The following is a 24,755-nucleotide window of genomic DNA, read 5'->3' on the forward strand; positions in this document are numbered from 1 at the left end:
TTGACCGGTCATCAGGGAGCGGGCTATGGACCTGTACGAACATCAGGCACGGGAACTCCTCGACCACGGCGGGGTGTTGGTGCCCCGGGCGGAGGTCGTGGACTCGCCCGAAGCCGCCCGCGCGGCCGCCGAACGCCTCGGCGGACGCGTCGTCATCAAGGCCCAGGTGAAGACCGGCGGCCGGGGCAAGGCGGGCGGGGTGAAACGCGCCGAGGACCCGGCCGCGGCCGAGCTGACCGCGCGCCGGATCCTCGGCATGGACATCAAGGGCCACACCGTCCACCGGGTGATGGTGGCCGAACCGGTCGAGGTGGAGCGCGAGCTGTACCTCGGCTTCACCCTCGACCGGGCCGCGGGCCGGTTCCTGGCCATCGCCTCCGCCGAGGGCGGGATGGAGATCGAGGAGGTCGCCGCGCACCGCCCCGAGGCGGTGGCGCGGATCGCGATCGACCCGGCCGAGGGGGTGACCGGGGCGAAGGCCGCCGAGATCGCCGCCGCCGGCCACCTGCCGCCGGAGACGGCCGGGACCATCCGCCGGCTGTGGACCGTCCTGACCACCCACGACGCTCTGCTGGTCGAGGTCAACCCGCTGGTGGTGACCCGCGACGGCGCGATCGTGGCCCTGGACGGAAAGGTCACCCTGGACGACAACGCCCGCTTCCGGCAACCGTCATGGGACGGCTCCGCCGACCGCACCGAGGCCCGCGCCGACGACCGCGACCGCACCCGGGAGTCGCTGGAGGCCCGCGCCGCGGCCGCCGGACTCGGCTACGTCAAACTCGACGGCCAGGTGGGCGTCATCGGCAACGGCGCGGGCCTGGTCATGTCCACCCTGGACGTCGTGGCCGGCTGCGGCGCCCGCCCCGCCGACTTCCTCGACATCGGCGGCGGCGCCTCCGCCCGGGTGATGGCCGACGGACTGTCCCTCGTCCTCGACGACCCGGATGTGCGCTCGGTCCTGGTCAACGTCTTCGGCGGCATCACCGCCTGTGACGCGGTGGCCGACGGCATCGTACGCGCCCTGGACACCGTCACCCTCACCAAACCGCTGGTCGTCCGGCTCGACGGCAACAACGCCGCACGTGGCCGGGCCATCCTCGGCCAATTGGCTCATCCACTCGTCCACCAGGCCGACACCATGGACGGCGCCGCCGCGCGGGCCGCCGAACTCGCCGCGTAGGGGGCTCACCTCATGGCCATCTTCCTCACCAAGGACAGCAAGGTCATCGTCCAGGGCATGACCGGCGCGGAGGGCATGAAGCACACCCGCCGGATGCTCGCCGCCGGCACCGATGTCGTCGGCGGCGTCAACCCGCGCAAGGCCGGCACCCGGGTCGACATCGACGGCCGTACGGTGCCCGTCTTCGGCTCCGTACGCGAGGCCATGGACGCCACCGGCGCCGACGTGAGCGTCCTGTTCGTCCCGCCGCCCCACGCCAAGGCCGCCGTCACCGAGGCCGCCGACGCCGGCATCCCGCTCGCCGTCGTCATCACCGAGGGCATCCCGGTCCACGACACGGTCGCCTTCCAGGCGTACGCACGGGCCCGCGCCACCAGGATCATCGGCCCCAACTGCCCCGGGCTGATCTCCCCGGGCCAGTCCAACGCCGGCATCATCCCCGCCGACATCACCAAACCGGGCCGGATCGGCCTGGTCTCCAAGTCCGGCACCCTCACCTACCAGCTGATGTACGAGCTGCGCGACCTCGGCTTCTCCACCTGCGTGGGCATCGGCGGCGACCCGGTCATCGGCACCACCCACATCGACGCGCTGACCGCCTTCGAGGCCGACCCCGACACCGACCTCATCGTGATGATCGGCGAGATCGGCGGCGAGGCGGAGGAGCGCGCCGCGGACTTCATCAGGGCCCACGTCACCAAGCCGGTCGTCGGCTATGTGGCGGGCTTCACCGCCCCCGAGGGCCGCACCATGGGCCACGCGGGCGCGATCGTCTCCGGTTCCTCGGGCACCGCCGCGGCCAAGAAGGCGGCGCTGGAGGCGGCGGGTGTGCGGGTAGGAGCGACCCCCACGGAAACCGCCCGGCTGGTGTTGGCCCTTCTGGCCGAACCATCCGGCAACCCAGCGTGATGTGAGCCGTACCCGCTCCGCGATCCGGCCACTGCCACGCCCCGTGCCGCTACCTTCCTCTCCGTACGGCCACGGACTGTGGGCTGTGCCCATGGACATGCGTCCATGGGCACAGCCCACGGACACACACCCGTACGGACCGCCACACCCCGCCCCGCCCGTGCAACGAGAGCGGAGACCACCGATGGCACCCACCCTCACCCTCAAACCCGGAACCGCCTGGGACGACGCCTGGCAGCGCTGTCTGGCCCTCGCCCCCGAGGCGTTCCAGGACGACCGAGTCCTCAACCTCTGGGACGGCACCTGGCACCGCGACGGCCGGGCCCTCCCCGCCACCACCCCCGTCGACGGCACCCCGATCGCGGGCCCGCCCCGGCTCGACGCCACCACCGCCCACCAGGCCGTACGCGCCTCCCTCGACCAGCACCGCCGCTGGCGCCACATCGCCCTCCCGGAGCGCCGGGCGCGGGTGGCCGCCACCCTCGACGCCCTCGCCGAACACCGTGAGCTGCTCGCCCTCCTCCTGGTGTGGGAGATCGGCAAACCCTGGCGGCTGGCCCAGGCCGATGTGGACCGGGCCATCGACGGCGTCCGCTGGTACGTGGGGGAGATCGACCGCATGACCGAGGGCCGCGCCCCGCTGCCCGGCCCGGTCTCCAACATCGCCAGCTGGAACTACCCGATGAGCGTCCTCGCCCACGCCATGCTCGTCCAGGCACTGGCCGGCAACGCCGTCATCGCCAAGACCCCGACCGACGGCGGACTGGCCTGCCTCACCCTCGCCTGCGCGCTCGCCGCCCGCGAGGGCATCCCGGTCACCCTCCTCAGCGGCAGCGGCGGTGAGCTCTCCGAGGCCCTGGTCCGCTCACCCGAGATCGGCTGCGTCTCCTTCGTCGGCGGCCGCGACACCGGCGCCCGGGTCGCCACCGCCGTCGCCGACCTCGGCAAACGCCACATCCTGGAACAGGAGGGGCTCAACGCCTGGGGCGTCTGGAACTACACCGACTGGGACGCCCTCGCCCCGCTGATCCGCAAGACCTTCGACTACGGCAAGCAGCGCTGCACCGCCTATCCGCGCTTCGTCGTCCAGCGCTCGTCCTTCGACGCCTTCCTGTCCGTCTACCTCCCGGCGGTGCGCGCCATCCGCGTGGGCCACCCGCTGGCGGTGGAGAACCCCTCCGACCACCTCCCCGACCTGGACTTCGGCCCCCTGATCAACGCGGCCAAGGCCAAGGAGCTGAGCGATCAGGTGGCCGAGGCCATCGACCGCGGCGCCGTCCCCCTCCACCGCGGCGACCTCGCCGACGGCCACTTCCTCCCCGGCCAGGACCTCTCCGCCTACGCCGCCCCCGTCACCCTCCTCAACCCGCCCTCGACCTCCCCGCTGCACCACGCCGAGCCCTTCGGCCCGGTCGACACCCTCGTCCTGGTCGACACCGAGGCCGAGCTGCTCGCCGCCATGAACGCCAGCAACGGCGCCCTCGTCGCCACCCTCTCCTGCGACGACCCGGCCACCTTCGACCGCCTGGCCCCCCAGATCCGCGCCTTCAAAACCGGCCACGGCACCCCCCGCTCCCGCGGCGACCGCGCCGAACTCTTCGGCGGCTTCGGCGCCTCCTGGCGCGGCGCCTTCGTCGGCGGCGACCTGCTGGTCCGCGCCGTCACCGAGGGCCCCGAGCCCGAGCGCCTCCCCGGCAACTTCCCCGACTACCAGCTGCTGCCCGACTGATCACCCACCGTGCCCACCCCCGCGTCTCCCCAGGTGAGCGCGGGGCTGGGCGGACGGCATACGCAGGTGAAACGCACTCCGAAACCTTGGTATCGTTGTGCCTGTCACCGCGGCCCACCGCGGGGACACACCTGGTCCGGGTGGCGGAATGGCAGACGCGCTAGCTTGAGGTGCTAGTGCCCTTTATCGGGCGTGGGGGTTCAAGTCCCCCCTCGGACACGTACCATTTCCCCACGGTTGTTCGTCGACCGTGGGGATTTGTCGTTCTTCGGGTCGAGCGTGACCTCGGCGTGCACGGTCGCTTGCGCTGGAGCGTAGGTGAGCCGGAGCCCCAGCAGGCGGTAGATCTCGGCCTTGTCTTCGGCCTCGGCTTGCTGAATGACGGTCGTCAGATCGCTGATGGACCGGACGAGCCGGGCGATCTCATCGCGGGACATTCTCGTGCCCGGCCCCTTCGATGCCGTACGGAGTTCGGCTTCGGCCCTGGCCCGACGGGTTTGTGTCTCGGCGATCCACTGTGTGACGAGGGTGGGGTCGGCGCCGGCTTCGAGGGCGGCTCGGTGGGTGGCCAGCTTGGCATCGCAGTCGGCGATGGCCTCACGGGCGGCCGCGACAGCGGCGGACTCTGGTTCGGGTGCCGCTGCGGTCGTCGCCATGAGGTCGATCGTGTCGTCGAGCCGGTGCGGCAGGAACACGGTCGCCAGCCAGCTGTCGAGTGGCACGGTGATCCAGCTCTCGCGCAGGTAGATGTTGCGCGGGTGGTGGACGCGGTTGGCCAGGGCGTATTCCTCGGGGAAGCGGCAGCGGTAGTAGGCGTCGCCGTGGGACCACTGTCCTTGCATCCGACGTGTGCAGATCCCGCAGGTAATGCGTCCGCGGTACAGGTAGGAGTTGCGGTGCGGTGCTTCTGGTGAGTGGTGCCGGGGCGCGAACGGACCGCGAAAAGGTCCTGGACGCGGGCGAAGACGTCATCGTCGACCAGCGGAGTGTGGACGATCTTCTTCGAGACGATCCACTTGTCCTGGCTGTTCGAGCGCATGGCGGTGGTGTAGCCGAGGGTGACGTCGTGGATATCGAGCAGTGCTTCGTGTTTGTGCTGCCGGTTCCAGACCTGACGGCCGGTGTAGCGGGGATTGCCGAGGATCGCGCGGACGGCGCTTTTGGCCCATGCACGAGTGTCGCGATGGGGGTTGCGGGCCCGGTCGTGGGCGGAGGGGCTGGGGATGCCGTCGCGGGTCAGGCCCTCGGCGATGGTGAAGATGCCGTGGCCGCTGAGGAACTCGGTGAAGATTCTGGCCACGACCGGGGCGGTGTCCGGGTCCGGTTCGAGGCCGTGCAGACGTTTGCCGTCGGCTGCCTTGCCGGGATTGGGGTGATGGCCGAGGTCGCTGAGCCGGTATCCGTACGGGGGCCTGCCGCCGAGGTAGCGGCCCTCCATCAGGGCCTGGGAGGCCATTGCGGAGTGCACGCGGACTTTGATGCGGTTGCGCTCGCCCTTCGACATGCCGCCGAAGACCGACATGATCAGGTCGTGGGCCTCGTTGTCCGGATCGATGGGACCGCCGACTTCCGGTACCCACAGCGGCACGCCGTAGTGGACGAAGAGTGGGAAGGTGTTGCCGAACTGGCTGCCGTAGAAGGCTCGCTGGGGCTCACCGATGCGTCGGCGAAGCGGGTGCGCGTGTCATCGGGACAAGGCGCACCGCTTCAGTTGATTCTGCCCGCCGCCGTAAATCGGATGTGATGCACACCACAGGGATTGCATGAGGAACCCGCGTAATGACTCCGGCGCCGCGCTCTCTCCATACCAGGTACCGCCGAAACCCACGTGCGGACCGCACTGCCGGGAGGGCTCTTACTCATGGACGGTCAGATGAACCAGCGGACGGTTCTGTTGCTGCTGGCGGGCGGCGGCTCTGTGTACGTCGCATTCGAACATCCTTCCTTCGGCGCTGCCCTCTTGGTCGGCGTCGGCGTGGTGACGCTGCTGCACCTTCTGCTGAAGGACCACTGACCCGTGCTGCCGGTTCGGCTGGCCCTCTGCATGGGGTATCGCCGAGATACGCGTCAAAGGGGCAATGAGTTGATCTTGGAGCCCTGAGCGCCTCGGCCCGTCACCCGTTCGGCTCAGTGTCGTTGGCTCCGCCCATCACGGCAACTTCTGGGAAGTGCTGCTGTACGGGCAGATCGGTCGGGACCGCGCGGTGATGTTCGACCTGGCAGAGAAGCTGGAGTTCACCGCCACGTCGGAGGACTGGACGGTGTTGAACGCGCTCGCGCACGCGAAGCGGCACCAAGGCGCTCGGGGCGAGTACATCACCGCCTTCGACGAGGAGGGCAAGGAGGTGGACATCTCCTTCGCCACGCAGAATTGGCGCAAGGCCGTGGTCGACAAGACCCGTACGGGGCAGTTCGTGCGCAAGCACTTCGAGGCGATGGTCTTCACCGCGCTCGCCGAGGAACTGCGCACCGGCGACGTCGCGGTGGTCGGCTCGGAGGAGCACGCGGACTGGTCCAAGCAGTTGCTGGACTGGGAGGTCGTGAAGGAGAAGCTGGGCACCTATCTGGTCGAGGTCGGCCTGTGCGAGGAGAGCGAGACCGGCGCGTTCGACGCGGCCTGTTTCCGTCGGCAGCTGGAGGACAAGCTCACCGCAGCCGCCGCGGCGGCGGATGCCGGGTCCCCGGACAACGAAGGCTTGGTCATCGACCCGGAGACCGGTATCCCGTCGCTGAAGCCGCACCGCTCGAAGGGGCAGCGGCCTTCGGCGAGGCGCCTAGGGCGTGTTTCGAAAGTAGCGCCGTCCGCCCGGAGGGCGGGCCCCGCGGCGTCTGGTGCGTGTGATCGCAAGGCGGAGGGTCGTCCTCGTAGTGGGCCTACTCGGACGATCCCGACAACGCGGCGAGCGCGCGTGCCAGGCGTCGCGGGGCAGGCGGGAGTTTCGAAACACGCCCTAGAGCAGGAGATCAAGGCCCGGATGCCGGAGCGCTCCCTTATGGGGATCGTAGCGAGGACCGCGTACTGGGTGGATTGGTGGCAGCGCTTCGGACCGGCCTCCGGCAACGAGCCGAAGTTGGACGATCCCTTCGGCCGCTACGTCATCACGACCTTCGTCAAGGGCACCAACATGGGCCCGTACGAGGCCGCCCGGCACATTCCCGGCGTGAGCGGGCACGAGCTGGCGTACGTGGCGAACCGGCACTTCTCGATCGTGCTGCTGAACGAGGCGATCGCCGACCTGGTCAACGCGCACGCCCGCTTGGACATCTCCCAGGCGTGGGGCGACGGCACCACTGTGGCGGCTGACGGCACCCACATGGACACCTACCTCGACAACCTGCTCGCCGAGACCTCGGTGAGGTACGGCAAGCCGGGCGGCATCGCCTACCACCACATCTCCGACACCTACGTCGCGCTGTTCACGCACTTCATCCCGTGCGGGTGTGGGAGGTCGTCTACATCATCGAGGGTCTGCTGAAGAACTCCTCCGAGGTGAAGCCGACCACCGTGCACGGGGACACCCAAGGCCAGTCCCAGCCGGTATTCGCGCTCGCGCACCTGCTGGGCTTCGATCTGATGCCCAGGATCAGGAACTGGAAGGGGCTGACCTTCTACCGGCTGGCCAAGACCACCGAGTACGTGCACATCGACGCGCTGTTCGGCGAGAGCGGCAAGAACGTCATCGACTGGGACCTGATCGAGTTCCAGTTCCGCCACCTGATGAAAGTCGCCGTCTCTGTACGGGAGGGGGCGATCTCCTCGTCCACGCTGCTCAAGCGGCTGCGCTCGGGCTCCAAGAAGAACGCCACCTACGCCGCGTTCCGTGAGGTCGGCCGCGTGATCCGTACCGGGCAGCTGCTGCGCTATCTCTCTGATCCGGCGCTTCGCCGTCGGGTGACCGCGGCGACGAACAAGACCGAAGCATTCAACGGCTTCTCGCAGTGGATCGGCTTCGGCAACCGCGGCGTCATCGCCGACAACGACCCCGTCGAGCAGGAGAAGGCGATGAAGTTCAACGCCCTGCTCACGAACGCCGTCATCTTCCATAACGCCCTGGACATCGCGGAGATCGTGCGGCAGCTGCTGGACGAGGGGTTGACGATCGAGCCGGAGGACCTGGCCCACATCTCGCCGTATCTCACCGAGCACATCAACCGATTCGGCGAGTACAGCACACACGAACTTGGCATCAAGCCCGACGCGTACGACCCGAAGCTGGACGTCGACTTCACCCCGCTCCGGGACGACACTCCAGGCAGTGACGACTAACCTGCGAGCCGCCTGACGAAGCGGATCGCAGGTGGGAACCTCACCGGCTCCCGGTGAGGTTCCGGCGGCCGGATGCCGGTGCGGCCCCCTCCTTCCCCGGTTTGGGCAAGAAGGCGTAGGCGAGGACGGAGCCGATAATCCTGGCCGCCGCGGCAGCGATCAGGACCCGGTTCAGGCCCTCGGACATGTCGGCAGCGCCGGGCTGGAACAGCACGCCGAAGGCCGCGACCCCGAATGTCTGTCCCAGCTGTCGGAAGGTGGTCAAGAATGCTCAGACCGCTGGGATCGTAGTCACCGACGTTTCTCCGGGGCGCCACGAGTGTGCGGGTTGGAGTTTCCGCAGTTCAGGAGCGGTCGCGAGCACTGTAGCTGATGCAACATGTGTGGTGCACGGGGCCTACACGTCTTCGTCGTCTTCGGCGACCGGCTCGGCGGACGCGCGGCGAACGATCTTCCTCACTGTCCCTCGCAGGGAGCGCAGCAGCTCCCGCTCGGCATCTTCCGTCCGGGCCTCGATGTTCCACTGCCGGATGTCGTCGACCAGGCTTCGACGGAGTGCACAGCTCGTCGGAGATCCTCCGGGGCCGACGGCACCGCCGTACGCGGCGGGCCGCCGCTTCGAAAGGAGGTCGTCCGTCCATAACGGACGGCAAAAGGCAAAGGCAAGGAGGTTACCCACTCCTTGCCATGCTCAACATATAGCGCACCAGGGGGCTTGCGGCAAGACCCCCGGCGTGCCACAGAATCGCCGGTCGAAGCCAGAACCTACAGAAACGGGTGTCGCGAAGTGCGTGTGTTGTTATCGACTTATGGGTCGCGCGGGGACGTCGAACCGCTGGTGGGACTCGCGGTGCGGTTACGGGAACTCGGCACGCAGGTGCAGGTGTGCGCGCCGCCGGACGAGGACTTCGCGCAGCGGTTGGGCGGTGTGGGCGTGCCGCTGGTGCCCGTCAGCCGGTCGGCGCGGGCGTTGACGAAGGAGGCCCCGCCGGCGTCGAGCCTGCCGCAGCGCGCGGCTGAGGTGATCGCCGGGCAGTTCGACGCGGTCACCGCGGCGGCCGAGGGATGCGACGTGCTGGTGGCGACAGGGATGATGCCAGCCGCGGCCGGAGCGCTGTCGGTGGCCGAGATGCTGGGCATCCGATCCGTGTCCGTGACCTTCCAGCAGCTCACCCTGCCGGCGCCGCACCGCCGGCCACTGGCGTATCCGGGGCGGCCGTTCCCGCCGGAGGTGACCGACAACCGGGTGCTGTGGGATCTGGACGCTCAGAGCATCGACGCGCTGTTCGGCGAGGCGCTCAACACGAACCGGGCGGCGGCCGGTCTGCCCCCGGTGAAGCACGTCCGCGACTACGTCATCGGCAACCAGCCATGGCTGGCGACGGACCCGATCCTGGATCCGTGGCAGGAGACACCCGACCTCGACGTCGTTCAGACCGGCGCGTGGATGGTGCCGGACGAACGCCCGCTCCCGGCCGAGTTGGTGGCGTTCCTGGAGGCCGACGCGCCACCGGTGTACGTGGGCTTCGGCAGCATGCCGATGCACGCCTCGACGGACGTCGCCCAGGTGGCCATCGAGGCGGTCCGCGCGCAGGGCCGCCGCGTCGTCATCGGGCGCGGCTGGGCGGACCTGGCGCTGATCGACGGCCGGGAGGACTGCTTCGCCGTCGGCGAGGTCAACCATCAGGCACTGTTCGGCCGGGTAGCCGCTGTCGTGCACCATGGCGGCGCGGGTACGACGACGACGGCCGCCCGGGTCGGCGCCCCCCAGGTAGTGGTTCCCCAGTTGGCGGATCAGCCGTACTGGGCCGGCCGGGTGGCCGAGTTGGGCATCGGCGCGGCACACGACGGTCCGACCCCGACCTTCGAATCCCTGTCGGCCGCGCTGAGCACGGCCCTGAGCCCCGAGACCCGCGCACGAGCGACCGCCGTGGCCGGCACGATCCGCACCAACGGGGCGACGGTGGCCGCGAAGCTGCTGCTCGACACGGTCAGCGGAAAAAGGCCGGCAATGTCCGTGTAAACCACGCCGGATCGTCGAGCCCCACGCCCCACGCGGAGGCCACGGGCAAAAGCACGCCCCCAACGCTGCACTCTCGCACCAGACCTCGACGCGGCGGCTCTGCGGGGCCCACAGGTTGCGCCGGTAGCCTTCCGCAGCGCGCTCCATGGCTCCTCGATGGAGTCGTACTGGAGCTCCTGCCGCACCATGCGGGTTCCGTCGGTGATCCATTCCCACGGGATCTTCCCGGACTCCCGCATATAGCCCAGTTCCCGGACGACGACCGAGTAGTTCCGGCACGAGGTGCCGGTGTCCTTGTCCCACAGCCGTCCGATGCCCAGGTAGTAGACGTGGCGCACGCTGCACGGCCGCGCCCCTTCCGCGATCGAGGACATCGCCTCGCGCAGGGCCTCCACCTGGTCCTTTGTCCAGCGGGAGCTTTTACGAAGCTAGCGTCGTAAAACGCCATACTTCCAGTGAACGCCCGAGGCGGTGTCGCCGTCACCGCCTCGGGGCGCCCTGTGCCGACTCCCGGCCGTGCAGCGGCTGGGAACCGGGCCCTCGCGCGTTTCAGCTGGTCACGGGCTGCTTGATCAGTCGGTGTGGCGGTTGAGCTGGGCCATCAGCTCGCGGTTGGCGGCGCGGGCGGCGGCGAGGTCGTCGTCACGCTCCTGGCGTTTCAGCTCCAAGTCGATCACCTGTTGTTCGAGGGTGGTGATCCGGGCCTTGAGCGGTTCGGTGTCCTCGGGGCCGCCGATGCCGGACTCACGCCAGACCTGCTCGCCCAGGACCTCGCTGAGGCGCGCTTCGAGGCGGCGGACCTGGGCGGCGAGCCGGGCGGTTCGGGCGTCGGCGGCCAGCAGATCGGCTTGCAGGGAGGTCCGGCTGACGGCAGGGCCTCGATCCGGGCCTGCCACGTCGCTTCCTGACGGATACCGGGTGTGAGTAGTTGCGGTACAGAAAGTGCCGTTGAGATTGATCATGGTCCGGCTGGCGTCGAGGTGAGCGGGTCGTCCGGCCGCCGGATGCGGACTCGGCGGGGGCGGGGGATGTCGTCGGCGTCCTGGAGGTCGGCGAAGTCGGCATGCGCCTGGGCGACGGCTTCGGGGGCGGCCTCGCTGTCGTCGACGCGTTCTCGCGGACCTGGGGCGTCGAGATCCTGGACGGTGGGAAAAGGGTCTGGGCCGAGCTGGAGAGCACCCTCGGACCGCGTATCGCCCAGCTGGCGGCTGCGGGTGACGGCGTTCCCGCGGCGAACGCGTGGGCCGACAGGCTCGTCGCCTTGCGTGATGCGACCGGCGCATTCGCTGTCCGCCTACATCAGCTCCACAGTCCCGCCACACGGGTCTGTATCGCTGAGGTCCTGGACCTTCACGCACCGCAGCGCTCACTGCTCGGCCGGCTCGCACCTCTGAGGGCTGACCCTGTCACCTTGACGTTCCTCACCTGGCAGTCGAGCCGGTCCGGTGGTGCAGGAGTCTCCGCCGCCGTTCCTTACAGGGCCGACACGCTGGCCCGGACTCGGCGCCGGGGTTGGGTGCAGGGCTTCGGCGGCCGTGACAACTGTGTCGCCATCGTCGCTGCTCCCGTCCTGGACCGGCGCAAGCGAGTTGTGGCCGTCTTGGAGATCTCCGGTCCGGTCGCGGTCCTCACCGATACTCCGGGGCGGACGCATGGCGAGTCACTGATCGCCGTTGCATCGGAGAGCGACGTGATCAGTGAATGCCTCTACCGCAAAGGCGCTGCAGTACCCGGCGCGCCGGCACAGAGGGTGAGCAGCCTGCACCTGCTGACCACCAGGCGGAGGACCGGATGAAAACAGCGTTCCAAGGCAAGATCCGGCCTCCGCGTGAGGGTGAGGCGCCCGCTGCCGCTGCGCTGGTCGTCGGGGCGTACCTGCGGGCCGTACGGCTCTCGCGTGGCGTGAGCGGCAAAGAGGCCGCGTGGGCGATTGGTGGTTCGGCAGCTAAGGTGTCGCGGCTGGAGACCGGCCGTCTGCACCGCGTTGCGGATGTCATCAGACTCCTGGAGTACTACGGCATCGATGGCAAAGCGCACCTGCGCGCCGTCGACCACCTGTTGCAGAAGCCGCACCGGCACGTGCTGCACGACGCGGTGCCGGGCTGGCTGGACCGGCTCCACGCCTGCCAGCGCCAGGCGGACAGCACGGTCATCCACACCGGACATGCCCTTCCGGACTTCCTGCGCATCCCGGACTACCCGGTGGGTCTGATGGCCCAGCACTTCCGCGCCGAGCTGCAACTCCATGTCCCGCCACGCGCGCCACTGACCGCCGGCACCGGCGAGGATGTGACGCTGCTGCTGGACGAGATGGGGTTGCACAGGCCCCTCGGCGAACCGGACGTGATGCCGGACCAGGTCGCGCATCTGCAGCAGCTCACCAGGTCGCCACAGGGACCGCGGATTCTGGTGGTGCCTCAGCGGGTCTTACCGCCCCGCGGCCTCCTGCTGTACCAGATGACACTCCACGGGCACACCCTCGTCGCGGAGGAACGGGCCGACTTCGTCATCTACCACACCGGTGAGGCCCTGGGCCCCTGGCAGCACAGGCTGCGAGTCGCCATGGACGCCGCCGTGCCCCTCGATGACGCAGCAGTGTGCGTGAACGATGGGGCGCGCCCCCGTTGAGGAGCGGGCCGCCGCACCGAGCCCTCCGGCGCGCCCGGTGCGCACTGAGAGCCGCCTGTACCTCGCCCCGGGAGGGGAGGGAGTCCTGTGAGCAACCACGTTGACCGTGCCCCAGCCGGCCGCCGGTGGATCAGCCTCGGCCTGCTGTTCGGCGGCCACTCATGCCACATCCCCGGCCCGCTCAGCGCCTTCCGCCCAGGCCAGGAGACACCCCTGAACTGGGACCCGGCCGCCCAATTGGACTCGGCACTGTGGGAGGTGCGGCACGCCGGATTCGACCCGGATGAGGACTACCCCCGCACGACGGACCGCCCCTGGCGACTCGTCTGCACCGGATGCGGCACTCCCCGGAGGTTGAGCCTGACCGCCATCCGTGGCGGCAGGCGGTGCTGCGGGCCCGAGCCCACGCCCTGACCGGGCGGGCCGCTGACCGTCCGGCCCCACCCGGACACACCCCAGGTCAGCAGCCCGCCCCTCTCTTCCGTCCCGCGCCAGCGTCATGCCGGGGCGGACATCACCGACATGCACCACCAATGAGAGGACAGCTATGAGCGGGGCCGTGCCCGCCAGCCTCCGACCGGACACCCCGATCGGCATCAAGTACGCCGACGACACCTGGCACGCGATCTCCACCGCGAACGACTGGGGCCGCTGCGTCCTCGACGCCCTGGGCGACCACACCGGCGCGGTCCTCGAAGACACGGCGTTACGCCACCTGGTGTGGTTCGTGCCTCCGGGAGGAGTCGACGGCTGGCCCACCCCCGAACCACTGCGTCTGACCCTGTACCGGGCTGGAGACAGCCTCCTCGTGCCCCGACTGAATGGCTACCGGGGAGTCAACGTGTGGCTCCGCACCCCGAAGGCGAACGGACTGTTCACCGACCCCAACACGCTGCGCTCGGCCATGGAAAGCCTGGTCGGGCCGCTGGATCAGGCAGCGGGACGAAGCCCCGTGGTGGTGTGCCACTTCTGCGCCACCCCCACGCGTGACGCTCAGGTGATCGACGCATGCGAGTCGTTCAGTACCGGCACCCACGTCCGCTACGCCTGCCACCCCTGTCTGAGCACGACCGGTGGCGACCGCGTCCACCTCCTCGCTCACCCGGAAGGCCCGCGATGAGCCCCCGTACCGAGCAGATGCTGTACGTCCTGGCCGTGGCCGCGCTCCTGGGCGTGCTCAGCTACGGCATCACCCACCACCCATGACCCCCACCCCGACCGGGCGCGCCCACGAGCCCCGGCCGGGGTGGTCCCAGGCTCCGGCCGCCGCTTCCTACCCCCGAGGGGAGGGCGGCCGGAGCCGTCACGACAGAAAGGAGACCGCTCGTGCGGCGGAGATGGGCTCTGGGCGAGTGCTGGCTGTGGTGCGAGCGCACCGCGGTCCCGGTGCTGTGGCTAGGGCCGGTCATCTGGTGGGCGGCAATGCCCCCCTGCACGCCTGCGAGCGGTGCATCCGGCACCTGGAACACAGAGACCAGGACGCTGCCCTCACCCGCGACGCGGATCCAACGAGGGCCGAGTGGCGGGGGCGACGGTGGGCCCCGGGCGAGTGCTGGCTGTGGTGCCAGCGCGTCGACCGGCCGACGCTGCTGCTCGGCACGGTCGAGCACGCGGATCACCAAGTGTCGCTCTACAGCTGCAACCTGTGCATAGAGCGCCTGGAGGACAAGGTGCGCGTCGCCCTTCCGTACGTCCCCGCCGGATGAGACTCCCGCCCCCGGCCGCGCTGACCTGAGCGTCGCCCGGCCGGGGCGCGGGCACTACCGCCAACCGTGGAGGCTCGTATCGCCGATCTGGAGGGCTGTGACCGCCGTGCTCGCCGCCACAGCGGCCCTCGGCGGCGCCACGGCCACGGCCGCCGCTTCCCCGCAGTCGGCAGCCGGACCGCCATAAATGGCCAGCCTCCTCTGCGTCTCAGGCTGCTCTAGGCCCAGGGGCGGGCACCACAGGGTGCCCGCCCCTGGGCCTTGCCGTTCCCGGGAGCGATCGATGCCCACCCATGCCGTCTCCCTTCCGAAGCCGCCTCTTCGGAGCTCCGCCCGTTAGCGCGCGAGCACGACGGCCGAAGGCGTGACCCGGCTGTCCCACTGCGGCACGCGACCCTCAATGGCCTGGGCCGCTACAGCTTCCGCGCCGCCGTCCCCACCGACGGGGCGCCTGCTGAGGGACCCGTCACAGCCGGTGCGGTGACAGACGACGAGGGATGGACCGGGAGCCGGGGCCGGGTCTGGGATGGGGTGTGGTCAGCCGTCGACGGCTTGGCGGATACGGCGGGAGGGGGTGAACGCATACAGGTCGAGCACGTCGGGCGGGTCGGCGAGCCCAGGGCCGCCCGAGCGCACCCAGGCTGCGATGTCGTCGGTGGCGTCGAGGTCGTTGACCAGGCCCAGCCAGATGGGGCGTCCGCCGGCGGCTCGTCCGGCGGTGGAGGGCTGGACGACGATGACGTTGGCGTGTTCGCAGGCGTCCAGGCAGTCGGTCACCCGTACCTGAGCGGTGCCCTCCAGCGCCCGGCGCAGTCCGGCGAGCTGGGCGGCGTGGTCGACGCCGGGGATCTTGGGGGTGCCGCAGCAGCAGCCGCGGCAGACGGTGACGGTACAGCGGGCTGCCCCGGCGGTGGCGGGGGCGGCCTTGCGGGCGCGGCGGCTCACCGGCCGGTCCCGGTGCGGGCGCGGCGCCAGGTGCCGTCGGCGAGCAGGCGCAGGCCGTTGAGGCCGACGATGACGGTGGAGCCCTCGTGGCCTGCGACACCCAGCGGCAGGGGCAGGTGGCCGACCAGGTCCCAGATGACCAGTCCGGTGATGAAGATCCCGGCGATGACCAGGTTCTGCACCACCAGGCGGCGCGCTTGGCGGGAGAGGCGGACAACGGTGGGGATGGTGGCCAGTTCATCGCGGACCACGACGGCGTCGGCGGTCTCCAGGGCGAGGTCGGACCCGGCGCGGCCCATGGCGATGCCGGTGTGGGCGGCGGCGAGTGCGGGGGCGTCGTTGACCCCGTCGCCGACCACCAGCACTTTCCGCCCGGCCTGCTCCATCTCCTGCACAGCACTCACCTTGTCCTGCGGCAGCAAGCCGGCGCGGACGTCGGTGATGCCGACCTCGTCGGCGAGCCGGGCGGCCGCGCGCGGGTTGTCGCCGGTGACCAGCACCGGGGCGGTGCTCGTCAGCTCTCCCAGGGTTGTGACGGTGGCAGCGGCCTCCTCGCGCAGCCGGTCGGCGATGCCCAGCACCCCCACCGGCGTGCCGTGCAGCGTGACCAGCACGGCCGTGCGGCCCTCTTCCTCCAGCCTCGCGGCCGCTGTGGCGGTCGGGTGGCTGGTGGGATTGTCCAGGAGGCGGGCGGGACTGCCGACCGCGACGGTGCGGCCCTCGACCTTCGCGCTCACCCCGGTTCCCGGGGAGGAGGCGAAGTCCTCCACCAGCGGGATGTCGAGGTCGCGGGCGCGGGCGGCGTCCACGATCGCGCGGGCCAGCGGGTGCTCGCTGGGGTGCTCGGCCGCCGCTGCCAGCCGCAGCAGCTCATCCTCGCTCAGGCCGGAGGAGGCCAGCGGGCGGATGTCGGTCACACGGGGGGTTCCCTCGGTCAGCGTGCCGGTCTTGTCCAGGGCAACCGCGTCCACCTGCCCGAGGCGCTCCATGACCACCGCGGACTTGACCAGCACGCCGTGGCGTCCGGCGTTGGCGATGGCGGACAGCAGCGGCGGCATCGTGGCCAGCACCACCGCACAGGGCGAGGCGACGATCATGAAGGTCATGGCGCGCAGCAGGGTGGACTGCAGATCGGCGCCGAAGATGAGGGGAAGGACGAACAGGGCGAGGGTGGCGGCGACCATGCCGATGCTGTAGCGCTGCTCGACCTTCTCGATGAACAGCTGGGTGGGCGCCTTGGTCTCGGAGGCTTCCTCGACCATGGCCACGATTCGGGCGATCACCGAGTCCGAGGGGTCGCGCTCGACCTTCACCCGCAGGGCGCCGGTGCCGTTCAGGGTGCCGGCGAAGACCTCGTCGCCCTCTTCCTTGGCGACGGGGAGGGGCTCGCCGGTGATGGTGGCCTGGTCGACCTCACTGGCCCCGTCCAGCACCCTGCCGTCGGCGCCGATCCGCTCGCCGGGCCGCACCAGGATGGTGTCGCCCACACTGAGCTGATCGGTCGGCACCGTCTCCTCGGTGCCGTCGTCGGCGAGCCGAGTCGCGGTCGTCGGGGCGAGATCGAGCAGGCCGCGTACGGAGTCGGCGGTGCGAGCGGTGGCGATCGCCTCCAGAGCGCCGGAGGTGGCGAAGATGACAATCAGCAGCGCACCGTCCAGCACCTGCCCGATCGCCGCCGCCCCCAGTGCCGCAACCACCATCAGCAGGTCGACATCCAGGGTCTTCTCCCGCAGCGCCTGCAATCCGGCCCAGCCGGGTTCCCAGCCGCCGGTGGCGTAGGTGAAGGCGAACAGCGGTCCCCACGCCCAGGCCGGCGCCCCGGTCAGATACAGCGGCAGCGCGATCAGGAACAGCACCAGCGCCGCGGCCGCCCAGCGGGCCTCGGGCAGCGCGAAGATCCGGGTCCTGCGCCTGGGCGCCACCGCTTCGCGCGCAGCGTCGCCAGGCGGGGCCGGACGGGTGAGAGTGGAAGACATCGAAACAGTCCTCTGGATGCGGAATCGACGACGGACAGAGTCCAACCCCACCACCGTAACAGGAATAAATGAACACTGATTCATGCGTTGATGGCGAGGCGTACCATGGGCGCATGGGTCACGGAGCCGCACCGCCTACCACGAACGTCCCGCGCGCACGCCTGGACGCAGCCGGCGCCGCCAAGGTCGCCACCACCCTGCAGGCCCTGGCCACCCCCTCACGCCTGCTCATCCTCGCCCGCCTGCGCGAAGGCCCCCTGCCGGCGACCGAGCTGGCCGCCGAAGTCGGCATGGAGCAGTCCGCCTGCTCCCACCAGCTGCGGCTGCTGCGCAACCTCGGCCTGGTCACCGGCACCCGCAAGGGCCGCTCAGTCGTCTACGCGCTCTACGACAACCACGTCGCCGAACTCCTCGACCAAGCCCTCTACCATGTCGAGCATCTCCGCCTCGGCATGAGCGACGCCGCAGCGCCCGCCCAGGAGCCGGAGCGCGACACCGCCGCCATCACGAGTGCCTGAGCCGCGCGGGCACTGCTCGGCGTGCGCGCGCTGCGAGAGGCCCGGACTCGATCAGGCTTCCACAGGCCGCCGTTCGTAGAAGTCCTCTCCAAACCCCCGGCGTTCTGCGAGACAGTGCTGAAACGCTGTCGGGGCGATCAGCCCCCTCGACCAAGTCGCAATCGCGGTGGACCGAAACGACGGTCCGACGTGTGAAGTCCCGGGCGGAGTCCGTGCCGCACCCGCGGCGGGAAAACCGCGACGAAGAACCACACCGCTCTCTTCATTCCTCGTGACCGCGCTCCGGGGGAGCCGGAGGTGCCGGTACCGCAGTGCCGCGGCCCGGGTCGGCCGTGACAGCCGGGCCCGCCCGTCCAGACGGCGCCGGCCGCCGCGGCGTCCAAACCGATCCGGAGGGTACGCGCGTTGCTCGACCGCCCAGCAGGAGTTGCAGAGCCAGCTGGATGTGCTCGAACCGGTGTGCAAGCGGAACTTCTCCGAGAAGATCAGCACGCGCCTGAAGACATGGCCGGAACTGGAGAAGGCGCTGAAGCTGGCGTACGACCTCCAGGAGGCCGCCCGACCAGGAAGCCATCCTCACCATCCACGAGCTCAAGCGCCTAGACCGCCGAACTGATGCCCCTGTCCAGCCGGCTCCATCGCGCTCTACGTGGGGTCGAGGCCGTGGCTGCGAAGCCAGGCCAGCGGGTCTATCGCGTCGCCGCCACCGGGGTGGACTTCAAGGTGTAGGTGTGGCCCTGACGAGTTGCCGGAGCTGCCTGCGAGACTGTGGCGTCTGTCGCGGCGGGTTGACGGTGTGGTGTCGAAGAACGGTCGAGCAGGCCGATTGCCCCGTAGCGGCGGTAGCGGTTGACCCACTTCGATGCACAGGCGCGCGAGATTCCCATCTCGGCGGCGACGTGCGCTATTGGACGAGTCCGGCAACGCTCGACAAGTCGGCGTCGACCCTCGACGGTCAGTGGAGCATTGGCGTGCCTCATGGGCAGTTTCCCGTGACGGTTTCGACATTGTCGGGGAAGCGATCTTCGGCCGTCATCACACCGGTTAGAGACTGACTGATGTGTGTGGTCATGGCCGCGGGCCGAACTCGGTGCTGTGGTCGATGGCCCACTGCGCAAAGGGGCGGGCCGGCCTACCGGTCAGGCGCTCGACATCATCGGTGACAAGGCGTGATTCAGGTCGTCGCGTTGACGCCGTGATGAGGGCGTCGACCAGCCGTTCGGGACGGCCGTCCGCGAGCATTCGTGCGCGCGCGATATCCACGGGGACCGGCTCGAAGCGCAACTTTCGTCCGAGGGCGGCACCGAGGATTCGGACCTGGTCGGCCCTGCTGAGCGGCTCGGGCCCGGTCAGCAGGTAGGGGGTGCGATCCGAATCGTCCTGGCGTCGAAGGAGGACCTCCGCGGCTGCGGCCGCGACATCCCCCTCGTCCACGACTGCTGTGCGCGCTATGTCCGGACCTCTGACCACGTCGCCTGCGCGCAGCTGTGCCGCCCAGCCCCGGGTGTTGGACGCCAGCGTGTCGCTGCGCAGCACGGTGGGATGCAGGCCGGCATCACGGAGCCGGCGTTCCATGTCCGCGTGTACCTGCACAATCGGGTCGCTTTGGCGAAATGAGGCGTCATCGATCGCAGTCGAGGAGAGGTAGACGACGCGCGGTGCTGCTGCGGCGAGTTCTGCGATCAGGGGCTCGGCGGGGGCGGTGTCGAGCAGCGGCCATATGAGGAAGACGGTGTCGATGTCGTCGAGCGCCGCACGGACGGAGTCGGCGTCGGTCAGGTCACCGCGCACCGACTCGATGCCGGGTCGCGGGCCAACACGGCGACGATCGAGGCACCGCACAGCTGTTGCGCGCGCATGCAGCCGGGCGAGGAGCTCACGGCCCAGGTTGCCCGTCGCGCCGGTGACCAGGACCGATCGGGAACAAGCAGGAGTAGGCGGGGTGGGAGAACTGTCAGGCATGCTGGGGAGGCTAAAGGTTCAGGTCGACATCAAGGCAAGGGCGGAATGGCGATAACGATCGGCGAGGCGGCTGCGCAGCTTGGAGTCGAGGCCCATGTCCTACGGCACTGGGAGCACGTCGGAGCACTCACGGTGCACCGGGACGCGAACGGTTACCGCCTCTACGACCACGACGTCCTGGAGCAGGCACGAACCGTGCTGAAACTGCGAAAAGTCGGGCTCTCGTTGCCAGAGGTCACCGCAGCGATGTCCCCGAAGAAGTCCGCAGCGCAGGAGGTCGTGCGCGCGAAGATCGCTGCGCTCGAAAGTGAGGTCCGCAGCAGACAGCAAGCGATCACCTTCCTCCGGCACACCGTCGAGTGTCGCCATCGGTACCTCGAGGAGTGCGCGGACTGCGCGACATTCGTCTGGGACCCTTGATCATCCGATGTGAGGAATTCGCGGTCGATGACCATGGCCCTTGATCAGTAGCAAGTGACCGCTGACATCAACGTCTTGGCCCGCAACACCTAGACAAGCCTCATCACCAAAGCCCAGAAGGCACTTTCGTGTTTCCGCTCAAGACCTGGACGCCACCGCAAGTGAAAGGCGGAGGCTAATAGCCTGATCGACCTCGCCTCGCGCCGCCTGACCGGCTGGGAGATCGCGGATCACATGCGCACCGATCTCGTCACCGGTGGCCTGGCCGCCGCCGAGCAGACCCGCGGCAGCCTCGCCTCGGCGATCGGTGCACACTGACCACGGCGCCCAGTACACCAGCCGGGCATTCGCCGACGCCTGCCGCAGAGCCGGCGTCCTGTTGTCCATGAGCGCGATCGGCTCCAGCGCGGACAACGCGCTCGCCGAGTCCTTCAAGGCAACGTTCAAACGCGAAACGCTCAAGGGCCGCAAGACCTGGTTCAGTGAGTGCGAAGCCCGCCTCGACACGTTCCGCTGGCTGCACCGCTACATCACCCGACGCCGTCACTCCCGCCTGGGGCACCGCAGCCCGATCGTCTACGAAACCGCGTCCCGAACAACACCAACTACGCTGACGTCAGCCGCATTATCCATGCCAGGCCGATCGTGACTCCGATCCATCCGAAGGAGTACAGAACCAGCATGTGCTGCGCCGACCAGTTCTGGTATTGGAGTCGACCGACCAGAATCATGCCCGAGACAGCATGCTAAAGATATGAGAGGCCATGCCGTTTGCCCTTTCGGACCGGAATCCACTTGGCCATGGCGAAGGAGAAAGGAATGTCGCCGCGGCGGCCATGAGTAACAGGTATACGAGGGGAAGCGAAGTGAGCATGAGGTACTCCTTTCGGCATGCATGAATGTGTGTGACCGCTACTTCAAGTCAGAGTGTCCAAGGTTTCTTGATCTTGAAGGGACCAGCCATGTCGAACATCACCCCGTACCTGGAGCGCAACCGCGCTTTCGCGGCCTCCGGCGCCCAGGCCGACGTCCCCGGGATTCCCTTCGTCCCGTTCGGACAGGTGTACCTGATCACCTGTATCGACCCGCGCGTGGAGCCCGCGGCCGTCCTCGGCGTCCGGCTCGGGGAAGCGATCGTCGCGCGCAACGTCGGCGGCCGCGTGACCCCCGCGGTCATCAGGGACCTCGCCTGGATCGTGCACCTGCACGAGAACAAGACCCCCGACGCGGACTGGTTCGAGATCGCCGTCATCCACCACACCGACTGCGGCTCGGGACTGCTCGCCGACGATGACCTGCGCGCCGGCTACGCCGCACGCGGCGGCTGGGACGAGCAGACCTCCTTGAAGATGGCCGTCCTGGAACCGTCCAAAACGGTCCAGGAGGACGTCGCCAAGCTGCGCTCGGCGCCCGAGCTCGCGCCGGGCATCGGCAACATCGCGGTCGGCGGCTACGCCTATGATCTCGCCACGGGGAGGGTCACCACGGTCGTCCAGTGAGTGATCGCGGACGCTCAGCGTCGGTCCAGCTGGCCGACACCGCTGTGACCGAGGTCCGGTGAACCGCACAGCGCCATCACCGCGGCCCGCGCAGGCGCGCAGCGTAGCGTGAGGGTGCGTGACGCCGTTGCCGACGACCGGAATCCGGGTGCTCATCACCGGCCGCTCGATGTGGGTCCAGGCCACCATGGCATCGATACGCTCTGGCTCGTCCAGGTACATCCACACCGCGGAGAGCAACGAAGCCGAAGGTCTCGCGGAGACCAGTCAGTGAGGGAAGAGCGTCGTCAGTTCAGTCGACCGCAGAATCCACGTGAAAGCGCCGCCCGACGGCCGGAGTTCCGGTGCGGGCTCCACGCCATGACGTGCCGCCGCCGGACGCGGATGTGGCAGCGGCGGGCCGTAGTCCACTACGGCAGAAACAGCTCACCGCGCAAGAGCGGTGTGTGCGTATGGTGCGTGTCGGTCCTCGGACACTCTCCATACGTACATGAGGGCTGTGATTCCACGATCACGGTCCTCTTTTTCACGTCGAAGATCAGTGCGAGTCCGAGGCTCTCGTACAGGGGCTGCTTGCGTCCGGGGGCGGCGGCGAGGAGCCGGTCCTTGACGGAGCCGAGTTCGGTGACCATCCGCTGGATCTGCTCGGTCGTGAGGTTCGTCGTCCGGCTCCGTGCCATGGCGAGGAGATCCTGCGGGGCTGCTGTCTTCTCGCTCTGTGCCGGCTCCTGCGTCGAGTGCGGCCCGGTACCGGGTGATACGGCGCTTGCAGTCGGCAACAGCGCGGCGGACGGTTTCGGCAGCCGTATCGGGCGCGGTGTCTGTTTCCTGGGCTTGTTGTAGTGCACGGAGAGTGGCTGTCAGCCGTCGGGGGCGAAGGCTGTGGCGATCCATTGGTCGAGAGGGGGCAGGATGACTTCCTCGCGTACGTACACGGAGAGTGGATGGTCCACTGCGGCGCTGCGCGCATACTCGGCGAGGCGACCGAGGCCAGCGCCTGGCGGTGACGACCGGGACCCTGGGGTGCCGGATCGGGCCCGGCTGATGGCTCCTTCGGCGTCGGCCGAGATCCCGGTGAAATCCCGCCAGTTCCGCGCCCGGTCGGTCCGCCTCGGCGAAGGCCCGGGTCCGCCGGGAAGAGATCGGCGATCGACCCCTCCTGCTGGTCTGCCGCGACGAGCGGTGAACCGCCGCTGCTGCCCGCCGTTGAGGAACGCGGCACCGTGCCACGGCGCCGCCCGTAAAACCGGTGGGTACCGTGCGCTACACTTGATCACGACGAGGCCGCCCGAACTCCGGGCAGCCGGACGTGCGTTGGTGGTCCAAGGAAAGGCGCCCCGCTTCCTGCGGGGAGATGCAGGTGCAAGGCCTGCCCAGCGCTCAGAGGACGAGCCCCCACCCCGCCCGCGGGGTGGGGGCTCGGTGCTGTTCTTCAGGACCGCGGGGCCAGGCGCAGCGTGGTGGCGCGGGCCTGTTCGCCGACCATGGGCTCGACGTAGCCGCTGTAGTGGCCGTACTTGGCCTGGTAGGCGGCATCGACCCGGTCGTTGATCGCGGGGTCGCCGACGGGGGCGAAGGTGACGTCGGCTTCGACTCCGCCGGCGGCGATGTGGCCGGCGTGGGTGGCCTGGGCGGTTTTCCACCAGGTGCCTCCGGTTCCGCGCCAGGAGCGGACGTACAGCTCGTCGCCGTCCCGTACGACCCAGATGGTGGTGGGCTCGCGCAGTGATCCGTCGTCGCGGCGAGGGGCGATGCGCAGTTCCTCGGCCGCGGCGATGCGCTTCAGCGTCTCGGTCTTCCAGGTGTTCATGAACCGGCCTCCTTCGTGGTGCGGGCACGGGCGTTGCGTTGTCCTGCCCGGGTCTTTCCTCCCGGGCCGTGCGGGGAGCGGGACCCGGCTGCCGAGGACCCTGTTCAGCGCCTGCCGGCGCGGCCGGCGTCCGCGGATACGTCCTCGGTGGCCGCCCAGGTGGCCAGCAGCCGCAGCGCGTCGTGGCCCGGGGTGTGGGGTCCGGCGCTGTACGCGGTCAGGGTCAGGCCGGGCTGCGCGGGCAGTTCCATGGCGTCGAAGTCGAGGGTGATCTCACCGATGGCCGGGTGACGGAAGGCTTTGCGACCGGTGTGGTGCAGGCGCACGTTGTGCTTGGCCCACGCGGTACGGAACTCCTCGCTGCGGGTGACGAGCTCGCCGATGAGCCCGGTCAGATCGCTGTCGCCGGGAGCCCGTCCGGCCTCGGTGCGCAGCAGGGAGACGGTCGTGTTCACGGACTGCTCCCAGTCGGGGAAGAAGTCGCGGCCGCGGGGGTTCAGGAACTGGAAGCGGGCGATGTTCACCGGGCGCGAGGTGTCATCGGTGAACAGCGGCGCGTACAGGGCGCGGCCGAGGCGGTTCACGGCGAGGATGTCGACGCGGCCGTTGCGGATGAAGGCCGGGGAGTCGGTCATGGAGTCGAGGACGCGCAGGACGCTCTCCGGGAGCGGCCCCCGGGGGCGTCTGGTGCGGCGGGAGGGACGCCTGGCGACGGCGCGGGCCAGGTCGTAGAGGTGTGCACGCTCGGCTTCGTCGAGCCGCAAGGCGTTCGCGACGGCGTCGAGGACTTCCTCGGAGGCTCCGGCGAGATGGCCCCGTTCGAGGCGAACGTAGTAGTCGACGCTGACACCGGCGAGCATCGCGACTTCCTCGCGGCGCAGACCGGGCACGCGCCGGTTGCTGCCGTAGGCGGGCAGTCCGGCCTGCCGCGGGGTGACCTTCGCGCGCCGGGAGGCCAGGAACTCGCGGATGTCGCTCTCGGTACTCACGTGTTCCAGGCTAGGGCGGACGGCACAGACGAGGGGGGTCCTGTCAGTACCTGGCACAGCCGTACCTTCCTCAGGCGCGTGACCCGCGGTTTCCTCGGTAGTGGGCGTTGCCGCGGCCCCCGGCGCACCCACCCCGCAAAGGCCGCCGAGAGGCTTCGGGCCGTCGGGACGGGCCCCTGACCACGGCACGGATG

At 69.6% G+C, this 24,755-nt stretch carries 24 protein-coding genes, 1 tRNA gene and 3 pseudogenes; 17 read left to right on the forward strand and 11 right to left on the reverse strand.

Going from position 1 to position 24,755, the window contains the following annotated elements:
* Positions 1-10: 10 nt before the first annotated feature.
* From sucC to PS467_RS32180, 4 genes are all read left to right on the forward strand, one after another.
* Positions 11-1,180, forward strand: a complete 1,170-nt coding sequence (gene sucC, locus PS467_RS32165) for an ADP-forming succinate--CoA ligase subunit beta (protein ID WP_311040024.1) — start codon at positions 11-13, stop codon at positions 1,178-1,180.
* A gap of 12 nt (positions 1,181-1,192) precedes the next feature.
* The gene (gene sucD / locus PS467_RS32170) at positions 1,193-2,089 is read left to right on the forward strand and encodes a succinate--CoA ligase subunit alpha (RefSeq protein WP_311038149.1); all 897 of its coding nucleotides are present in this window, start codon (positions 1,193-1,195) and stop codon (positions 2,087-2,089) included.
* A 184-nt stretch (positions 2,090-2,273) separates the two neighbouring features.
* The gene (locus tag PS467_RS32175) at positions 2,274-3,818 is read left to right on the forward strand and encodes an aldehyde dehydrogenase family protein (RefSeq protein WP_311038150.1); all 1,545 of its coding nucleotides are present in this window, start codon (positions 2,274-2,276) and stop codon (positions 3,816-3,818) included.
* A gap of 134 nt (positions 3,819-3,952) precedes the next feature.
* Positions 3,953-4,037: transfer RNA gene (locus PS467_RS32180), tRNA-Leu, on the forward strand.
* Here PS467_RS32180 and PS467_RS32185 read toward each other — a convergent pair.
* Together PS467_RS32185 and PS467_RS42210 are read right to left on the reverse strand one after the other, a co-directional pair.
* On the reverse strand, positions 4,019-4,702 hold the full coding sequence (locus PS467_RS32185) for a recombinase zinc ribbon domain-containing protein (RefSeq protein WP_349256490.1): 684 nt from the start codon (positions 4,700-4,702) through the stop codon (positions 4,019-4,021). The two genes, PS467_RS32180 and PS467_RS32185, sit on opposite strands and share 19 nt — an antisense overlap.
* Before the next feature lie 116 nt (positions 4,703-4,818).
* Positions 4,819-5,340, reverse strand: a pseudogene (locus tag PS467_RS42210) (recombinase family protein); the annotation flags it as partial.
* A gap of 339 nt (positions 5,341-5,679) precedes the next feature.
* Between PS467_RS42210 and PS467_RS32195 the strand changes: the two are divergent.
* Positions 5,680-5,832 (forward strand): hypothetical protein, encoded by a 153-nt coding sequence (locus PS467_RS32195; protein ID WP_311038153.1) that lies wholly within the window; start codon positions 5,680-5,682, stop codon positions 5,830-5,832.
* Between the two features lie 979 nt (positions 5,833-6,811).
* A pseudogene (locus PS467_RS32200) lies at positions 6,812-8,085 on the forward strand (Tn3 family transposase).
* A gap of 40 nt (positions 8,086-8,125) precedes the next feature.
* On the opposite strand, the gene PS467_RS32205 reads toward PS467_RS32200, so the two are convergent.
* Positions 8,126-8,350, reverse strand: a complete 225-nt coding sequence (locus tag PS467_RS32205) for a hypothetical protein (RefSeq protein ID WP_311038154.1) — start codon at positions 8,348-8,350, stop codon at positions 8,126-8,128.
* A gap of 528 nt (positions 8,351-8,878) precedes the next feature.
* Between PS467_RS32205 and PS467_RS32210 the strand changes: the two genes are divergently transcribed.
* The gene (locus PS467_RS32210; protein WP_311038155.1) at positions 8,879-10,108 is read left to right on the forward strand and encodes a glycosyltransferase; all 1,230 of its coding nucleotides are present in this window, start codon (positions 8,879-8,881) and stop codon (positions 10,106-10,108) included.
* 572 nt (positions 10,109-10,680) lie between these two features.
* Here PS467_RS32210 and PS467_RS32215 read toward each other — a convergent pair.
* The gene (locus PS467_RS32215) at positions 10,681-11,004 is read right to left on the reverse strand and encodes a hypothetical protein (RefSeq protein WP_311038156.1); all 324 of its coding nucleotides are present in this window, start codon (positions 11,002-11,004) and stop codon (positions 10,681-10,683) included.
* A gap of 167 nt (positions 11,005-11,171) precedes the next feature.
* Here PS467_RS32215 and PS467_RS32220 point away from each other — a divergent pair, with 167 nt between their 5' ends.
* The 5 genes from PS467_RS32220 (at position 11,172) to PS467_RS32240 (ending at position 14,442) form a co-directional block, all read left to right on the forward strand.
* Entirely contained in the window at positions 11,172-11,903 is a 732-nt protein-coding gene (locus PS467_RS32220) for an IclR family transcriptional regulator (RefSeq protein ID WP_311038157.1), read from the forward strand.
* On the forward strand, positions 11,900-12,736 hold the full coding sequence (locus PS467_RS32225) for a Scr1 family TA system antitoxin-like transcriptional regulator (RefSeq protein ID WP_311038158.1): 837 nt from the start codon (positions 11,900-11,902) through the stop codon (positions 12,734-12,736). The genes PS467_RS32220 and PS467_RS32225 overlap by 4 nt, the downstream gene beginning before the upstream one ends.
* Positions 12,737-12,823: 87 nt before the next feature.
* Entirely contained in the window at positions 12,824-13,150 is a 327-nt protein-coding gene (locus PS467_RS32230; RefSeq protein WP_311038159.1) for a hypothetical protein, read from the forward strand.
* Between the two features lie 145 nt (positions 13,151-13,295).
* A complete protein-coding gene (locus PS467_RS32235) occupies positions 13,296-13,856 on the forward strand; it encodes a hypothetical protein (protein ID WP_311038160.1) in 561 nt (186 codons plus the stop codon).
* Positions 13,857-14,127: 271 nt separating this feature from the next.
* Positions 14,128-14,442, forward strand: coding sequence for a hypothetical protein (locus PS467_RS32240; RefSeq protein WP_311038161.1), 315 nt, complete (start codon positions 14,128-14,130; stop codon positions 14,440-14,442).
* A 537-nt stretch (positions 14,443-14,979) separates the two neighbouring features.
* On the opposite strand, the gene PS467_RS32245 is transcribed toward PS467_RS32240, so the two are convergent.
* On the reverse strand, positions 14,980-15,387 hold the full coding sequence (locus tag PS467_RS32245; RefSeq protein WP_311038162.1) for a (2Fe-2S) ferredoxin domain-containing protein: 408 nt from the start codon (positions 15,385-15,387) through the stop codon (positions 14,980-14,982).
* Positions 15,384-17,363, reverse strand: coding sequence for a heavy metal translocating P-type ATPase (locus PS467_RS32250; protein WP_311038163.1), 1,980 nt, complete (start codon positions 17,361-17,363; stop codon positions 15,384-15,386). Before PS467_RS32250 ends, PS467_RS32245 begins: the two co-directional genes overlap by 4 nt.
* A 113-nt stretch (positions 17,364-17,476) precedes the next feature.
* Here PS467_RS32250 and PS467_RS32255 point away from each other — a divergent pair, with 113 nt between their 5' ends.
* Complete coding sequence (locus tag PS467_RS32255) at positions 17,477-17,881, forward strand: ArsR/SmtB family transcription factor (protein WP_311038164.1); 405 nt, start codon at positions 17,477-17,479, stop codon at positions 17,879-17,881.
* 271 nt (positions 17,882-18,152) lie between these two features.
* Complete coding sequence (locus PS467_RS32260; protein ID WP_311038165.1) at positions 18,153-18,497, forward strand: recombinase family protein; 345 nt, start codon at positions 18,153-18,155, stop codon at positions 18,495-18,497.
* A gap of 142 nt (positions 18,498-18,639) precedes the next feature.
* On the opposite strand, the pseudogene PS467_RS32265 reads toward PS467_RS32260, so the two are convergent.
* A pseudogene (locus tag PS467_RS32265) lies at positions 18,640-18,861 on the reverse strand (helix-turn-helix domain-containing protein); the annotation flags it as partial.
* An 88-nt stretch (positions 18,862-18,949) separates the two neighbouring features.
* Complete coding sequence (locus PS467_RS32270; protein WP_311038166.1) at positions 18,950-19,843, reverse strand: NAD(P)H-binding protein; 894 nt, start codon at positions 19,841-19,843, stop codon at positions 18,950-18,952.
* Positions 19,844-19,888: 45 nt separating this feature from the next.
* Between PS467_RS32270 and PS467_RS32275 the strand changes: the two genes are divergently transcribed.
* The 3 genes from PS467_RS32275 (at position 19,889) to PS467_RS32285 (ending at position 21,762) form a co-directional block, all read left to right on the forward strand.
* On the forward strand, positions 19,889-20,263 hold the full coding sequence (locus PS467_RS32275; RefSeq protein WP_311038167.1) for a MerR family transcriptional regulator: 375 nt from the start codon (positions 19,889-19,891) through the stop codon (positions 20,261-20,263).
* A gap of 307 nt (positions 20,264-20,570) precedes the next feature.
* On the forward strand, positions 20,571-20,912 hold the full coding sequence (locus PS467_RS32280; protein WP_432280662.1) for an integrase core domain-containing protein: 342 nt from the start codon (positions 20,571-20,573) through the stop codon (positions 20,910-20,912).
* A gap of 313 nt (positions 20,913-21,225) precedes the next feature.
* The gene (locus PS467_RS32285; RefSeq protein ID WP_311038169.1) at positions 21,226-21,762 is read left to right on the forward strand and encodes a carbonic anhydrase; all 537 of its coding nucleotides are present in this window, start codon (positions 21,226-21,228) and stop codon (positions 21,760-21,762) included.
* Positions 21,763-22,172: 410 nt separating this feature from the next.
* Here PS467_RS32285 and PS467_RS32290 read toward each other — a convergent pair whose 3' ends face one another.
* The 3 genes from PS467_RS32290 to PS467_RS32300 all read right to left on the reverse strand — a co-directional run bounded on the left by PS467_RS32290 (position 22,173) and on the right by PS467_RS32300 (position 24,561).
* Positions 22,173-22,442, reverse strand: a complete 270-nt coding sequence (locus PS467_RS32290; protein WP_311038170.1) for a hypothetical protein — start codon at positions 22,440-22,442, stop codon at positions 22,173-22,175.
* 752 nt (positions 22,443-23,194) lie between these two features.
* Complete coding sequence (locus tag PS467_RS32295) at positions 23,195-23,572, reverse strand: DUF2255 family protein (protein WP_311038171.1); 378 nt, start codon at positions 23,570-23,572, stop codon at positions 23,195-23,197.
* Between the two features lie 104 nt (positions 23,573-23,676).
* Positions 23,677-24,561 carry a helix-turn-helix transcriptional regulator gene (locus PS467_RS32300; RefSeq protein ID WP_311038172.1) on the reverse strand — a complete coding sequence of 295 codons (885 nt, stop codon included), beginning with the start codon at positions 24,559-24,561 and terminating at the stop codon, positions 23,677-23,679.
* Positions 24,562-24,755 lie beyond the last annotated feature (194 nt).

The sequence above is a fragment of the Streptomyces luomodiensis genome, assembly GCF_031679605.1.
GTDB classification, from domain to species: domain Bacteria; phylum Actinomycetota; class Actinomycetes; order Streptomycetales; family Streptomycetaceae; genus Streptomyces; species Streptomyces luomodiensis.

Bases quoted from the DNA above. Each gene is read 5' to 3' on its own strand.
- PS467_RS32175 (WP_311038150.1), top strand. From the start codon at position 2,274: ATGGCACCCACCCTCACCCTCAAACCCGGAACCGCCTGGGACGACGCC.
- PS467_RS32195 (WP_311038153.1), top strand. From the start codon at position 5,680: ATGGACGGTCAGATGAACCAGCGGACGGTTCTGTTGCTGCTGGCGGGC.
- PS467_RS32285 (WP_311038169.1), top strand. From the start codon at position 21,226: ATGTCGAACATCACCCCGTACCTGGAGCGCAACCGCGCTTTCGCGGCC.
- PS467_RS32220 (WP_311038157.1), top strand. From the start codon at position 11,172: ATGCGCCTGGGCGACGGCTTCGGGGGCGGCCTCGCTGTCGTCGACGCG.
- PS467_RS32270 (WP_311038166.1), bottom strand. From the start codon at position 19,843: ATGCCTGACAGTTCTCCCACCCCGCCTACTCCTGCTTGTTCCCGATCG.
- PS467_RS32255 (WP_311038164.1), top strand. From the start codon at position 17,477: ATGGGTCACGGAGCCGCACCGCCTACCACGAACGTCCCGCGCGCACGC.
- sucD (WP_311038149.1), top strand. From the start codon at position 1,193: ATGGCCATCTTCCTCACCAAGGACAGCAAGGTCATCGTCCAGGGCATG.
- PS467_RS32225 (WP_311038158.1), top strand. From the start codon at position 11,900: ATGAAAACAGCGTTCCAAGGCAAGATCCGGCCTCCGCGTGAGGGTGAG.
- PS467_RS32250 (WP_311038163.1), bottom strand. From the start codon at position 17,363: ATGTCTTCCACTCTCACCCGTCCGGCCCCGCCTGGCGACGCTGCGCGC.
- PS467_RS32290 (WP_311038170.1), bottom strand. From the start codon at position 22,442: ATGGCACGGAGCCGGACGACGAACCTCACGACCGAGCAGATCCAGCGG.
- PS467_RS32295 (WP_311038171.1), bottom strand. From the start codon at position 23,572: ATGAACACCTGGAAGACCGAGACGCTGAAGCGCATCGCCGCGGCCGAG.
- PS467_RS32275 (WP_311038167.1), top strand. From the start codon at position 19,889: ATGGCGATAACGATCGGCGAGGCGGCTGCGCAGCTTGGAGTCGAGGCC.